Origin of the sequence: Bradyrhizobium ottawaense, from assembly GCF_900099825.1 — a bacterium.
Classification (GTDB): Bacteria; Pseudomonadota; Alphaproteobacteria; order Rhizobiales; family Xanthobacteraceae; genus Bradyrhizobium; species Bradyrhizobium ottawaense_A.
Genome location: NZ_LT629693.1, coordinates 497903 through 512500 on the forward strand (window position 1 = coordinate 497903; position 14598 = coordinate 512500).

Annotated in this window: 13 protein-coding genes; 7 read left to right on the forward strand and 6 right to left on the reverse strand. The window is 60.5% G+C overall.

What is annotated here, in order from left to right:
* Nucleotides 1-1408: 1408 nt before the first annotated feature.
* The 3 genes from BLR13_RS02455 (at nt 1409) to BLR13_RS41490 (ending at nt 3688) form a co-directional block, all read left to right on the forward strand.
* Nucleotides 1409-1624 carry a hypothetical protein gene (locus BLR13_RS02455; RefSeq protein ID WP_074832053.1) on the forward strand — a complete coding sequence of 72 codons (216 nt, stop codon included), beginning with the start codon at nt 1409-1411 and terminating at the stop codon, nt 1622-1624.
* Nucleotides 1617-2786, forward strand: coding sequence for a recombinase family protein (locus tag BLR13_RS41485; protein WP_244525213.1), 1170 nt, complete (start codon nt 1617-1619; stop codon nt 2784-2786). Before BLR13_RS02455 ends, BLR13_RS41485 begins: the two co-directional genes overlap by 8 nt.
* A 335-nt stretch (nt 2787-3121) precedes the next feature.
* Nucleotides 3122-3688 (forward strand): recombinase, encoded by a 567-nt coding sequence (locus BLR13_RS41490; RefSeq protein WP_244525061.1) that lies wholly within the window; start codon nt 3122-3124, stop codon nt 3686-3688.
* Between the two features lie 11 nt (nt 3689-3699).
* On the opposite strand, the gene BLR13_RS42505 is transcribed toward BLR13_RS41490, so the two are convergent.
* From BLR13_RS42505 to BLR13_RS02485, 6 genes are all read right to left on the reverse strand, one after another.
* The gene (locus tag BLR13_RS42505; protein ID WP_197679511.1) at nt 3700-3873 is read right to left on the reverse strand and encodes an integrase core domain-containing protein; all 174 of its coding nucleotides are present in this window, start codon (nt 3871-3873) and stop codon (nt 3700-3702) included.
* Nucleotides 3874-4139: 266 nt separating this feature from the next.
* Nucleotides 4140-4604 carry a hypothetical protein gene (locus BLR13_RS41305; RefSeq protein WP_074827935.1) on the reverse strand — a complete coding sequence of 155 codons (465 nt, stop codon included), beginning with the start codon at nt 4602-4604 and terminating at the stop codon, nt 4140-4142.
* 231 nt (nt 4605-4835) lie between these two features.
* A complete protein-coding gene (locus tag BLR13_RS02470) occupies nt 4836-6530 on the reverse strand; it encodes a thiamine pyrophosphate-dependent enzyme (protein ID WP_074827932.1) in 1695 nt (564 codons plus the stop codon).
* Nucleotides 6531-6903: 373 nt separating this feature from the next.
* Nucleotides 6904-7755 carry an MFS transporter gene (locus BLR13_RS02475; protein ID WP_074827930.1) on the reverse strand — a complete coding sequence of 284 codons (852 nt, stop codon included), beginning with the start codon at nt 7753-7755 and terminating at the stop codon, nt 6904-6906.
* A 537-nt stretch (nt 7756-8292) separates the two neighbouring features.
* Entirely contained in the window at nt 8293-8850 is a 558-nt protein-coding gene (locus tag BLR13_RS02480; protein WP_079586870.1) for a superoxide dismutase family protein, read from the reverse strand.
* 92 nt (nt 8851-8942) lie between these two features.
* On the reverse strand, nt 8943-9134 hold the full coding sequence (locus tag BLR13_RS02485) for a DUF2158 domain-containing protein (protein WP_074827926.1): 192 nt from the start codon (nt 9132-9134) through the stop codon (nt 8943-8945).
* A gap of 674 nt (nt 9135-9808) precedes the next feature.
* Between BLR13_RS02485 and BLR13_RS02490 the strand changes: the two genes are divergently transcribed.
* The 4 genes from BLR13_RS02490 to BLR13_RS02505 are packed head-to-tail and all read left to right on the forward strand — an operon-like array spanning nt 9809 to nt 14298.
* Nucleotides 9809-10429, forward strand: a complete 621-nt coding sequence (locus BLR13_RS02490; RefSeq protein ID WP_074827921.1) for a (2Fe-2S)-binding protein — start codon at nt 9809-9811, stop codon at nt 10427-10429.
* A gap of 1 nt (nt 10430) precedes the next feature.
* Complete coding sequence (locus BLR13_RS02495; RefSeq protein ID WP_074827919.1) at nt 10431-11453, forward strand: FAD binding domain-containing protein; 1023 nt, start codon at nt 10431-10433, stop codon at nt 11451-11453.
* Nucleotides 11454-11455: 2 nt separating this feature from the next.
* Complete coding sequence (locus BLR13_RS02500) at nt 11456-13705, forward strand: xanthine dehydrogenase family protein molybdopterin-binding subunit (protein WP_074827917.1); 2250 nt, start codon at nt 11456-11458, stop codon at nt 13703-13705.
* Nucleotides 13706-13734: 29 nt separating this feature from the next.
* A complete protein-coding gene (locus BLR13_RS02505; protein WP_244525062.1) occupies nt 13735-14298 on the forward strand; it encodes a hypothetical protein in 564 nt (187 codons plus the stop codon).
* Nucleotides 14299-14598: the final 300 nt, after the last annotated feature.

Here is a 14598-nt window from a genome sequence, read left to right on the forward strand (position 1 = left end):
GCCGATCCAGAGATCTCCCGGTTCCCGCACAAGGAGCGTCCGTACATGCCAGGGTCTCAGACCACGCCGGATCCGACAGGCGCTCGCAATAACGCGCCTGCCGGTTTTGCCTTCCGTCAAGTGAACAACGTCGGCAACCGGGTTGATAACGGTTTCGCGGCTCAATGGCTGGCCTATACGCTCCCCTACCGACGCTTCGCCGACGTCCTCGCGGACGCCTGCGCACGGATCGGGGGCGACGTGGGTTGCTACTCCTTCATCGCAGTGGACTTTCACCACATACTCCTTGCCAGTCTCCCGGCGCACTCACTCGCGTTGCGGCCTGCACACTCGCGCTGTCACCAATTCGTGACACGCTAATCGAGGGCTTCAGCCACTTCGTTACCTCCATGACTGCTCCGATTGCTTCCGGCTCCAGCGGTTGCCGGGTGGGGCTTGCACCGAAGCCGAAGAGGCACGCCCAGCAGATTCCACCAATGATATTGAAGAAGAAAAAACGACCTGCCGGCATGCTATTGGCGCCGGCCCAAGCTCCTTTCCAAGCCCAGCTTGGTCCAAAAAAGCCCGGCCCGGTCACCTCGCCGTTCCGATAGAGGACGCCGAGGTTGTGAATTAGAATGCAATGCCCATCAGAATTATAAAGCAATTTCAATACGGGCGAGCTGAAGATGTCGACTCTCGAAGCTGAGCCAACATGAGACAGGTTGGGTACCAAATCGTCGGCTCACGCAGATAGTAATCGCCGGTCGGAAGCTCGCTATTCTGAGAACCATACTTTTGGATTGGTGCTCGCAATGTGGACGGTCCAGTCCATCAAAAGGAAATTTGGACTAGGTCCGGCTAGCGGGAGCCAGCGAGATTCTAACATCCAAACCTCAACGACTGCTTTGCCCGCCAAAAGCGGCCTGTGTGTACCGACAACTTAAACGCGGGCGTAGCGGTGATGAAGTCCGCCCAGGATGGCGCGTGAACTGATCACACCGGTTAGCTGAACTGGGCGAGAAACCGGCGCATCCTTGTTCAAGGATCGATGCGTTCTGACGCAATTGTACAACACGACGACGGAACGCCCACGGGATCACGGAGTACGAGCTTCTTTATCCGTGGCATCCTTGGGCCGGCTGCCTGGTCCATATTCATGAGGTGGTTGAGAAGGCTGGCAGAGAGGTTTTCCGTTGCAGCCTCTCTGGTCGGACGTCTGCGCGATGGCTGGAGATTCCGGCCTGGATGTTTGATCGGGCGGCTCGCGCGACATGGCGTGTTGGCGCCACTCCCTATGTTGACATTGCGGTGCTCACCGCCTTGGCAACGCTGCTGCAGAATGTGACGTCGGTTTCTGGCGCACCATCGCAATTGCGGGATTCAAGCGCAGCATTGGGCTCTCACGACGCGAATCGGGGAGATGTCCATGCGCCCGCCTACCGCTCACCGCCATCCTCACAGAAATGCACGTCAGTTCGATCTGTTCTGCGACCCGCCCACCGCCGCGGCGCAGACGCCGCAATGGCAGGCGTTACCCGCGGAGACGCGCCATACGCTGACGAAGCTGATGGTCCGCCTGATCTTCGGTCACGCCGACGGCGACCTCGCTCGGGGACGGGAGGAGATGCGTCATGATGTCTGAGAAGATTAGGCCGCATCATCTGGAGCGAAAGGCGATCCTGTATGTACGGCAGTCCTCCGCCCATCAGGTTCTCCACAATCGCGAGAGCAGCGCCTTGCAATATGCGATGCGCGATCGTCTGACGGCGCTGGGCTGGTCTCGCATCGAAACGGTCGATGACGATCTCGGGCGCTCGGCGGCAGGCGGCTTCGCGCGCGCCGGCTTTGATCGAATGGTGGCCGAGGTCTGCCTGGGCAAGGTCGGTGCGGTCGCGGCGCGGGAAGTCTCGCGTTTCGCCCGCAACAGCCGTGACTGGCAGCAGCTCATCGAGATGTGCCGCGTCGTCGATACCGTGCTGATCGATCAGGAGACGGTCTATGCGCCGCGTCAGGGCAACGACCGGCTGTTGCTGGGATTGAAGGGCAGCCTCAACGAGTACGAGCTCGATCTTCTGCGCCACCGTTCCCTGTCGGCCCGCTATGAGAAGGCCCGGCGCGGCGAACTCATCGTCGCTGCCCCGGTCGGCTTCGTGAAGGTCGGCGACAGGCTCGAGAAGGATCCCGATCGCCGTGTCCAGGAGGCCATCATCCTCGTCTTCGACAAGGTGGCTGAACTCGGCAGTGTCCGGCAAGCCCTGCTCTGGTTCATCGAGCATGGGCTGGACTTGCCCGCCAAGCGCCATAATGGTGACGTGGTCTGGCGCAGGCCGCACTATACCACCATCCACCGGATGATCGAGAACCCGATCTACGGCGGCGCCTACGCCTATGGTAAGAGTCGTGTCGCGACAGGATATGATGCAGCCGCAGGCGTGATCCGACCCAGGAGCCGTCGTAAGGCGCGAGCCGAATGGCTGGCGCTGATCCCAGGCGTCCATGAGGGTTACGTCAGCTGGGAGCGGTCGGAGGCGATCCGCAAGATGGTGAGCGACAACTTGCCCACAGGCCGACATCACGGAGCGCCGAAGCACGGCGACGCTTTGCTCGCCGGCCTTGTCCGCTGCCGGCGTTGCGGACGCAAGCTGAGGTCCGCTACACAGGCACCAAGCATAACATTCCGCGCTATTCCTGTTGGCGGGGTTCGCTCGACAATGGCGAGCCACGCTGCAACGCATTCGGAGGATTGCGTGTCGACGACGCCATCGAGGAAGCTCTTCTGCGGGTTGTCGAACCGGCAGCGATAGCTGCGGCCGTCGAGGCCGAAGCACAAGCGGCCAGCCGCCGCGATCAGGTTCGTGATGCGCTGGCGCGCGACCTCGAGGCGGCGCGCTACCGCGCCGATCGGACATTCCGACAGTATGACGCCATCGATCCGCAGAACCGGCTGATCGCGGCGGAACTGGAGTTGCGATGGAACAGCGCGCTCACACGTGTAGGCGAGATCGAGACCAGAATTGCCGCGCATGATGCCTCGACATCGGAACCATCACGCTCGCCAGGACACGTCGCCGCGCTGGCCGCTGATCTCAAGGCTGTTTGGTCGGCGCCGCCGAGCGACGCGAGGCTCAAGAAGCGAATCGTGCGCACCGTCATCCACGAGGTGGTCGCCGATATCGATGACGAAGCGTCAGAGATCGTTCTCCTGATCCATTGGATGGGCGGCGTTCATACCGAACTGCGCCTGCAGAGGCGTCGCCGCGGACAGCGCAACAGCATCTCCGCCGACATGCTCGCCGCCATCCGCAAGCTGGTTCTCATCGCCAATGATGATCTGATTGCCGGCATCCTCAACCGGAACGGCCTGGTGACCGGCCACGGCAATCGCTGGACACGCGAGCGCGTCACCGCGCTCAGGTCGCATCATAAGATCCCGGTCTTTCGACCGGCGCCGGATGGGAACGAGCCATGGCTCAATCTGAACAAGGCGGCGGGTTTGCTCGGAATTGCACCGAAGACGCTCAGGCTCGCCGCCGAAGCGGGCGAAATCGAAGGGAGTCATCCTCTGCCGGATGGTCCGTGGATCTTCAGCCGATCAACGCTCGGCGAACCGGCGGCTCAGCGCATCGTTCATCGCGCGAGGCAGAACCCAAATCACCCCACGGAATCGCATCCAGATCAGCAAAACCTCTTCTCTTCAATCGCATAGGCGGATGGGTGTTATGAAACAGGATTGTAATAGCCAGAATAGGATTCCAGGATCCGGCGCAGGTGGGCCTCGCCCAAGACAATCATATGATCCACGCATTCGCGGCGGATCGACCCGATCAACCGTTCGGCAAAGCCATTCTGCCAAGGCGAGGCTGGTGCGGTAGGCCTGTCCCGGATGCCCATGGCGCGCAATCGCCGTGTGACGACGGCACCATAAAGGCGATCACGATCGCGGATGAGGTAGTGCGGAGTCTCATCCCACGGGAATGCCTCGGTTAGCTGGCGTGCGATCCATTCTGCCGTCGGGTTTGTTGTGACGCTGATCCAGACCAGGTTCTGTGGTGGAGCCGGACGATGACGAAAGCATAGAGCAAGTCGAAACCGATGGTCGGGACAACGAACAGGTCCATGGCGGCAATGTCTGGCGCGTGGTTACGCAAGAAGATGCGTCATCCCTGGCTGGGCGGCCCCCGTCGTTTGACCATATACTTGGCGACGCTCGGCTGCGCGACTTCAAACCCAAGCTTGAGCAGTTCGCCGTGGATGCGTGGCGCACCCCAAAGCGGATTCTCCATGCTCATCCGCCGGATCAACGCGCGTAGCTTCGTTTCGATCTGCGGTCGCCCTCCCAATGGCCGTGACTTCCAACGCCAGTAGCACCGAAAGCCGGCCCTATGCCAACGCACCAGCGTCTCGGGCCGGATGATTTTGAGAAGCTGTAGGATTGACGGAAACCAGCGATACAGCTGGATAAAGAACCAGCGATCATGGTTCGTGAGCCGGACGCGACCATGCAGCCTGCGCCTCAAGACAATCAACTGATGTCGAAGCGCCGCGTTCTCAGCTTCAAGCAGCACCTTCGACTTGAATGGCGAGGCCAGGACGGCCAGAACGAAACAGAGCAGCCCGATCATTCCGCCAGCTTAGGCGATTCTATCACGTCATCAACTCGGATAAGGTTTTCGGTACACACAGCCTGTTGTCCGGCGCGAACAGGACGTCAGCGGCGACGCTGCTGCCGACCTCAGGGTTCCAGCCTAGCCACGCAGAACATGGCGAATACCGGATCAGGCGCGGGCACAAGCATGCCCGCGTTTGGCGCAGTTGGAGTGTAAGTCCGCATTGACCTGCGGACATTAGGCTCGTTACCCGCCGGTGACGGCGAGCACGGCTTCCTTGATCTTGGCCACGGTATAATGTGCGACCTGCTCGAGTTCGACATGGGGCATGTTCGGCATCTCGTCGGCGGCCACGACGGCGTCGACGATCGCCGGGCCATCGACGGCGAAGGCCTCGGCGATTGCGGCCATCAACTCGTTCGGCTTTCGCGCCATGAATCCGTGACCGCCACAGGCGCGTGCCAGCGCGGCAAAATCGGGATTGGGAAATTCGATGGCTTCGCGGAATGGCACGAGGCCGACGCTTTCGGCCTCCAGCGTGATCAGCCCGAGCGCGGAATTATTGTAGATGATGATCTTGACCGGCAAGTTGTGATGAACGGCGGTCAGGAATTCTCCCATCAGCATGTTGAAGCCGCCGTCGCCGGTCAGCGCGATCACCTGGCGCGTACAGTCCAGCGCCTGCACGCCGTTGGCCTGACCGAGCGCCGTGCCCACCGCGGCATTGTTGAACGAACCGATGATGTGCTGCGATCCGGTCTGCCGGATCCAGTTCCCCGACCATAGCGTGTTCAGTCCGGTGTCGAAAACAAAGATCGCATCGGGACGCGCCAGATCGCTGACCGCGCGCGCCACCGCCTGCGGATGGATGCGATCCCCGCTGCGCCTGAGGTCAGCTTGTTTGTTCAGCATCTCGTCCCATCGGTGACGCTCATGGGTAACCTTGTCCCAGAAAAGGATATCGGTTTTCTCCTCCACCCTGTCGAGCAGCAGCTTCAAGGTCGGCCGTGCCGAACCGACAACGCCGAGCATCGTCGGCGTGCGCCGGCCAAGCACCTGCGCGCGCTCGTCGATCTGGATCACATTGCCTTTGGCCGGCAGGAAATTGGAATAGGGATAGTCGGTGCCGACCATCAGCAGCAGGTCGCAATCCTGTACAGCGTGGTAGACCGGCTTGGTGCCGATCATGCCGAGGCCGCCCATCCAGCGCGGATCGTCGTACGCCATCAGCTCCTTGCCGCGCACCGAATGCACCAGCGGCGCCTTGAGACGATCCGACAGCCTGCCCAGCAGATCGGCGGCGCCGCGACACCCGGCGCCGCACATGATCACCACATTGTCGGACGCATCAATCCTGCGGGCCACCTCGGCGACGTCGGTCTCGCTGGCGGTGATTTCGCTACGCGGCTTCAAGGTGCCCAGGCTCGAGGCTTTGCCCTCCGCCTTCGCGGAGATCACGTCCTGCGGAAGGGTCAGATGCGCGACGCCGGGGCCGGCATAGGCGGCGGCGATGGCCTGGTGGATGACGGCCGGCGCCTGTGCCGCGGAAGAAAGAGTTTCGGTGTAGAGCGAGACGTCGCGGAACAGCAGATCGGGATCGGTGGTCTGGATGAAATCGGTGCCTTGCAGATTTAGCGGCATGTCGCCGGACAGCGCCAGTACCGGCGCGTGGTCGCGGCTCGCTTCATAGAGGCCGGCGACCAGATGGTTGCTGCCGGGGCCGGTGGTGCCGGCACACACGCCGAGCCGGCCGGTGAGCTTGGCCTGCCCGGCGGCGGCCAGCGCCGCACCTTCTTCATGTCGTACGCCGACCCATTCGATCTTGCTGTGCCGGACCGCATCCGCCAGCGGATTGAGCGAATCACCAATCAATCCAAAGAGATGCCTGACACCGATCTGTTCGAGCACGCCGACCAGAAGTTCCGAAACCGTTTGTGACATTTGCCGCTCCGACCGTTAAGGCACGCGCCATGACCGGTGGGCGTGTTGCTTCGAAGATGCCCCTCTCGATATATCCTGAAACTAGATTCCGGCGCAGCGGTGGCGGGAGCGGGGAGGACTCTTCGGGTTGCGCTCGGTTCCCTTCGGATAGGCGCTTCGCTCGCGGACACCTTGACGGCTGTCAGATTCTGCCGATTTTCTCCGCGATGCTGAGAATTGATTCTCGTCACGGCGCCGTGGTCAATCCGCTGGCAATCTTCGCACCTCGCGTGGAGCTCGGGCGATGGCAGCCGCCGCTATTCACGTTGTTCCGAACGACAATTTCGGCGACTGGAGGGTGCGCGACCACGATGGGCACGAGTTTGGCCACTAATCACGCCGGTGGTCGCGGGCATCCAGGCGACGAAGCGCACGAAGATCGCGGCGCAACTATAGAGCAGCCCGAGCGCCGTTGTGCCCGGCCAGCCGAAATGAGAGGCGCACTCGTGGCACCTGCCGCGCCAAGCAGCCCGAACAGTCCGGCCACTTGAGGCCCATAGCCGAATGGTGGTTCGCTAAGACGAAATGCGAGGGCCAACCAGAAGACGCTGAACGCGGCAAACAGCCGCGCCCCGATCAGCGATGACGTTCTCAGCTGGGGATAGCTTTGCCAAAGATCCTTGAGCGATCGCAGTACTCGCGGATATGGCTGTAGCAACGGGGGTGGCGGCTGCTGCAAGACCCGATGCAGGACAACCAGTGCGCCGAGGTTCAGTGCGGCTGCCAGCCAAAACATCGGACGCCAGCCAAGATGTGCGCTCACCGTACCGGACACCGTCCGGGCGAGCAGGATGCCAGCGAGGATGCCCGCCTGCAGGATGCCAATGACGCGGCCGCGGCGCTGCGGCAGGTTGAGCTGCGCCGCCAAGGCAATGAGAACCTGCGCCACGGCTGACGTCATGCCCAGCGTCAAGCTGGCGATATCGAGCCATGCAAGCGATGGTGCCAGTGCAAGGGCGACCAGCGAAACGATGATACCGAACAGCAGAGCCGAGACCAGTTGGCGGCGATCGACGACTTCGCCAATCGGCACGAACAGGAACAGACCCAGCGCATAACCGATCTGTGTCGACATGGGCAGAACTGCGATTACATTTGCTGCAACGTCGAAGCTCCGGCTGATATCGGGCAGCATCGGCTGATTGTAATAGAGGTTGGCAACCGCGATGCCGCCGGCAGCGGCCATGATAACGATACAGCGAGGCGAAAGAGGTGGGCGACCGCTCGACGACGCCTCCCCTTCTGGACGCGCGTCATGATCGACAGCGGGACATGCGGCCAAAGTCCAAAGTTGTTGAGACGGCTTGGCGATCGAGGACGACTGGTCTTCAGACTGGCGGGCACACTGGTTCAACATCTGTGAGCTCGCGGCGAGGAATCGGCGGTAAGAATTAAAGGGACTCCCCGTCAGAACCCTTGCTCGTCCACACCCGCAGATCACTCGCGCAATTCGATCAGATGGCTCCACTCGACAGCGTGGAATTTTTCTTCATTCGAGGCTTCACTCGTTATGGGTTTCGCGCACGCGGGGTGGAAGCGCAGCAGAATAAACGGTTGCTGTATCTAAGGGCCTTGATGGCCGTCAATTTTTGTGAGCTGACCTCCTCGGCTAGATCGACGACTATGCTCATCCGTCGGAGTAGGCCACACGGCTCCGCATCGATCTGCGGTTGCCCTTGAGGTGGCAGACCGAGTTCGTTGCACTATCAGTCAATCATTCGCGCTATCGCGCCGGTGTCCGGCCGACCGTTATCGGGCCTTGGCTGATCACGCCGCAGGCAATCCGGTTACCGGCGTTTCCTGCGGGGTCGGTCACGTAGTCGTCCCTGCCGCTATGGATCACCACCGCGGTGCCGCCGGGAGGGAAGACGGAGTTGGGCTTGTCTGTATCGATGGTGATTGCGGCATTGACCAGTTCCACTTCGAGCAAGCCGGTCGGCGGAATGTGCAAATTCGGCATGTCGCCAGCATGACCGGGGCCCGCCATGATGCCGTGGTCCGTGTTGCTTGGATTGAATTGCGGACCCGCCGACTCGAACGAAGGCGGCTCGCACTCACCCACGGCATGAATGTGGAGGGCATGTTCGCCCGGAGGCATTCCCTTGAGCGAGAGCTTGAGCAGGACCCCGGCTGGGGTCTGCAGTAGCGAGAGGGTGCCGACATCCTGGCGGCTCGTGTCCCTGAGCTGGGCAATGGCGGATTGGGCGGCGGCGGAACCGACCAACGCAGTCGACAGGATGGCGGTCATGCCAACGGCGCGCGCGCATTTCAGAATGTTCATGCCTTAGACTCCTGGACGCAGTGTCTCGATTCCTATCAATTCCTGTGCCTCCTCACCTCGCTCAGGCACACGCTTCTCCAGCCCGGCCCGCTTCAGTCCTCTTCTTTCGCTGGAGGAATTGCTTCTTCCTCAAATATCAGCTCGGCTGGCTCAAAGGCCTCCTCCACGCCCTTCTCGTCCTCAACTCGGATGCAGATCACCTTGCCTCTCTCGACGGCGCTCACGGTCATCGCCGGGCCGCCCGACTTGAGAACCACATTGTCTCCTCGGCGGAAGTCGCCCATGGAACTTACTCCTTGAGATCACCCGTCTCCGCAGAGCGCATCTATCGCCGAGCCGGCCTCACTTCTCAGCCGATCAAGTCAGCCGATCAAGCGCTTCTTTGGGGAAACCTTAACGGTCGAACTGAACAATGGCCTTGATGGTCGTCAATTGGGGCGTTTTCAAGCGGCCCGCGGATCTGACCGCCCCGACACTGCCCTGGAGTCCGATAACAATTCAAGGAAGCGGCGCTCGCAATTTGTCGGCGGCGCGCCCAAGATTGGTCGGCAGACAATGCGTCCTGCTGTGCCGGACGTGATAACGCATCCAGCAGCCCTTTTTGGCTTTGACCTCGCAACGCAGACTTTCCGATGGCCGCGAACAATAGGCAACCTCGTTCGGAGAGATCGCTGCTTCCTAAGTAGGTGATGAGCTAGATCGATGGACTCTTGATACCTGTCAACGACAGCTCCATCAGAGATTCGCACGATAAGATTATGATGTGCAGTCCGGCGCCCTAAGGCCGGGCAAAGCATGATTTGATTCCTTGAGGCAAGCATTGATGAGCAAGGCGAGCCCAAATCACACGATCCCGTGTTGCAGGAACTTCGCCTCGCTCAGGACGTTCAGAAACAATTCAGTAGAACACCGTTGCGGCCCTCAAGTTGCGGGCTAAGCAAAAAATGGAGGCCGCGGAATGGCAACATCCAACGAGGACACCGGCATAGGCCTGTGGAATCGCCGAAACTTCCTAGCGACCTCAGTGGTGTCCACCATGTCCATCACCTTTCTTGATCAATCTCCCGCAAATGCGGCGCCCGCGGCAACGCCGGACCTTCGCGCTCCCTACGCGACAACCATCGATGTCAATGGACAACGGTATCATCTTGCAATCGATGTCCGTACGACGCTGCTCGACGCCCTGCGCGACCATATCGGTCTTACCGGCAGCAAGAAGGGATGCGACCACGGCCAATGCGGCGCTTGTACCGTGATGGTCAATGGCCGTCGCGTGCTGTCATGTCTGACGTTGGTTGCCACGCTTGAGGGTCGTAACGTCACCACCATTGAGGGTCTGTCGCAGGCCGACGGCACGCTGCACCCGATGCAGCAGGCCTTTATCGATCACGATGCATTCCAGTGCGGCTATTGTACTCCGGGGCAGATCGTCTCGGCGGTGGCCTGCGTGAAGGAGGGACATGCCGAGACCGACGCCGACATCCGCGAGTATATGAGCGGCAATCTCTGCCGTTGCGCGGCCTATCCGAACATCGTGGACGCTATCAAGCAGGCCAAAACAAAAATGAAAGAGGCTTGACATGCAACCATTCCAGTTTTCCCGCACTGGTGATCTGCTGTCGGCATATTCGGCATATCGTGCCGCGGATGAAGGGGCTGACGCGGCGCATTCACGCAGTCAGTATCTGGCCGGCGGCACCACACTTATCGATCTCATGAAACTCGGCGTCATGCGGCCCGACCGCGTCGTCGATATCAACGATCTCGACCAGACCGATGCCGGTCGAATCGAGTTTGCCGGTAATCTGCTGCGGCTTGGTGCCCTGACCCGCATGTCAACCGTCGCCGATCATCCAGATGTGCGCCGCGACTTCCCCGTTATCGCGGAGTCGCTACAACTGGCCGCCAGCGCGCAAATACGAAATATGGCCTCGCTTGGCGGCAACGTGCTGCAGCGTACCCGCTGCAGTTATTTTCGCGATACCTCCTATTCCAATTGCAACAAGCGCGAACCCGGTTCCGGGTGCGCGGCGCTTGATGGGATCAACCGCGGTCACGCGGTTTTGGGTATCAGCGAACGCTGCATCGCGACCTATCCAGGCGATTTCGCACAGGCCTTGATAGCTCTGGACGCTCAGGTGGAAGTTATGGGGCGGAACGGTCCCCGAGAGCTTCCGTTCGCGAATTTGCACCGGCAACCGGGACAGACCCCCCATCTTGAAACAACCCTCGGGCCAGGTGAATTGATCGCGGCCTTCCGCATAACCCGGGCACCTTTCACCCGGCGGTCGCTATTTTTAAAAGTGAGGGACCGGCAATCGTACGAGTTTGCGCTGGCGTCGGCCGCGGTTGCGATCGATCTTGACCGGGACACCGTAAAGCAAGCGCGTATTGCGCTTGGCGGCGTGGCGACCGTGCCGTGGCGAGCCCATGAGGCGGAGGCTTCGCTCAAAAATAGGCGCCTTGATGAGGCGGCCATGAGTCGTGCCGCTGACCTTGCATTCGCTGATGCACGGCCGCGCGAACACAATGCATTCAAAATCGAACTCGGCAAGCGGACGCTGATGCGCGCCTTCCGCCAAGCCGCGGCCATGGAGATTTGACCATGAGCACTGCCGCCCCCGAGCCCAAGGAGAACATGGGCAAGCCGGAGCCACGAATTGACGGGCGCCTGAAGGTCACCGGCGAAGCGCGCTATGGATCGGATTTTCCGGTCGCCAATCCGGCCTACGCGTTCTTGATTACCAGCGCGATCGCCAAGGGACGCATTGAGGGGATGGACCTCGGCGAGGCCAAGGCTGTGCCCGGTGTGCTTGAAATCTTTTACCACGAGAACAGCCGTGATTTAAAAGAGATAAAGTATCGACCTGGTGGCGGCGGTCCGACGTCGTCGATCCAGGATTTCGGACCCGAAATCAAGTATGGCGGACAAATCATAGCGCTGGTCGTTGCCGAAACCTTCGAGGCCGCGCGCGAAGCGGCTCACAAGGTTCAAGTGACTTATCATGCGGAGCAGCCGAGCGCGACCTTCGACTCCTCGGGCGTCAGCGAAGAGGACATCAGTAAGCAGAAAGATGTCCCGCAGGCAGGCGATGCGGAAGGCGAATACAGCCGGGCGGAGGTTAAACTCGAAGCCGAGTACGAAACGCCGCCTCAGCATCATAATCCCATCGAACTCTTTACGACGACCTGCGTCTGGCAAGACGAAGAATTGACGATCTATGAGCCGAGCCAGTTCATGTACGGCCTGAAAGCCAATGCCGCGAAGAAGATGGGCATTGATATCGCCAATGTTCATGCGGTTTCTCCCTTTGTCGGCGGAGCGTTCGGATCGAAAGCGCAGTTTTCACCGCGTACGGGACTCGTCGCTCTCGCCGCAAAGCGCCTCAACCGGCCCGTAAAGCTGGTTGCAACGCGCGACCAGGGCTTCACGATTCAGACTTATCGGGCAGAAACCCGCCACCGCATTCGCATGGGCGCGCAACGTGGTGGAAAAATCACCAGCTTCATCCACGAAGGATGGGAAGTAACCTCGCGTCCGGATTCATATTCTGTAGCAGGCGTCGAAGACAGTGCACGCTTGTACGGCTTTGCTGCGGTAAAGACCCGCGTCTCCCTGGTACACGCGGATCGTAATACGCCCGGATTCATGCGTTCGCCGCCCGTGGTGCCATACATCTATGCGCTTGAAAGCGCGATGGATGAGCTTGCGATCAAGCTCAAGCTGGATCCGGTTGAATTGCGCCGAATCAACGATTCCTCGACCGATGCTACCGGCAAGCAATGGTCCAGCCGGTCGCTGATGAAATGCTACGATGAGGCCTCCGAGCGTTTCGGCTGGTCGAAGCGCAGCCCCCAACCCGGCTCGATGAGAGACGGCGATTGGCTGATCGGATGGGGCTGTGCGAGCGCCGTATACCCAACCCACGTCGGGGCAGCAGCGGCGCGGGTCCGTCTGACTGCAGACGGAAAAGCACGCGTGCAGATCGCCGCACACGATCTGGGCACCGGGGCCTACACCGTGATTGGACAGATCGCCGCAGAAGAGCTCGGCATTCCTCTGTCCTCCGTTTCCGTAGAGCTGGGTGACAGCAATCTGCCTCCAGCGCCGGTTGCCGGCGGGTCGAACACGACGGCCAGCGCATGCTCTGCGGTAATGAAGGCCTGCGAGGCTATCCGTTCAAAACTCTCGTCATCGCGGCCAGCGTCGGACGGAAGATCTGCGGAAGACAAATCAACCATCGGCAGCAGCGCCGGTGCGCGACAGCCAAATCTGGAAGAGAGCTTCAGTCGTCTTGGTGTGGGAGCAATTGAGGAATATGCCGAATATCTGCCTCCGGGCGGAAAACCCGATACCATCAAGAACTTGTACGCCGGCACCCCATTTCTGACCGGAGGTTCGAAAGGTGGAAAGTTGATGTATGCGACCGGCGCGGAATTCGTCGAAGTAAGAGTCCATGCGCTGACACGGGAGATACGCGTGCCGCGCGTCGTCGGCGCCTTCGCAGCGGGCCGGCTCATGAATACCCGCACCGCCCGTAGCCAATATATGGGTGGGATCATCTGGGGTGTCTCTTCCGCCCTACATGAAGCAACCGAGATCGACCGGCGTGAGGCGCGCTACGTCAATAACAGTCTTGCGGACTATCTCACTCCGGTGAACGCGGATATTCAAAACGTCGACGTGATCCTTGTTCCGGAGAAGGACGATTTCGTCAATCCGGTCGGGGTAAAAGGCATTGGAGAGCTGGGCAATGTGGGCACTGCTGCGGCCATTGCCAACGCAGTCTATCATGCGACAGGCATTCGCGTCCGACAATTGCCAATCCGGCTGGAGAAGCTGTTGGCGGCCTAGAAAATCCAAACTCAGTTACGGCCAGAAACATGGTGATCTACCGAGACGAAGCGAGCGCCCAAGGGCGATATGCTGAACCGATGCATGCCATGTTGCGGCGCTCGTCCACGGCATTCGCTGCGGCACTGCGGGCAGCCATATTAGGGGCCGCGCTCCTTCATGCTGCTCCGAGCCACGCACAGCAAGGGCCCTTCGCAGGTCTAAGCGGAGCCTGGTCGGGCGGCGGCTTCCTCAAGTCGGCCAGCGGACAACGCGAACGCCTGCGCTGCCGTGCCAATTATGATGTGAGCGAAAATGGCACGCGGCTGCAGCAGAGCCTGCGCTGCGCGAGCGACAGCTACCGGTTCGATGTCAATGCCAACATTGTCTCGGAAGGCGGGACGCTAAGTGGAAGTTGGACCGAAACCAGCCGCAACGCCTCTGGAAGCGTGTCCGGCCGCGTGAGTGGTGGTCAGATCCAGGCGAAAATTGACGGTGCCGGGTTTTCGGCCAGTTTGGTCGTAAGTACCCGAGGTGACCGGCAGTCCGTCACCATCGAGGCGCCGGGTCACGAGGTCACTGAAGTCTCCGTTGCGCTCACTAGAGCAAGGTGAGCAGACATCTCTTTAATTCGACTACCGGTAAAACAATTCGACTACCGGTAAAACGGTTTGCCGCCGATCCGGCGTGCGAGCCTGCTCAAAAACGTGACCGTAGGCCGCAGAATCAACAAGTCTGCAGCCAATGCCGCGAGCATGGCAAACGCGCTCAGCCAGCACAACGGGCGCAGCGACGGTAAATCGGAGAAGACTGTGACTATCAAACCGCAAGCACAAAGTTGACGGCCGTCAAGACGATTGGATTGCATTGACGCATCAAGGCGACGAAATGTGCGTTTGGCCGTAATCGTAGGC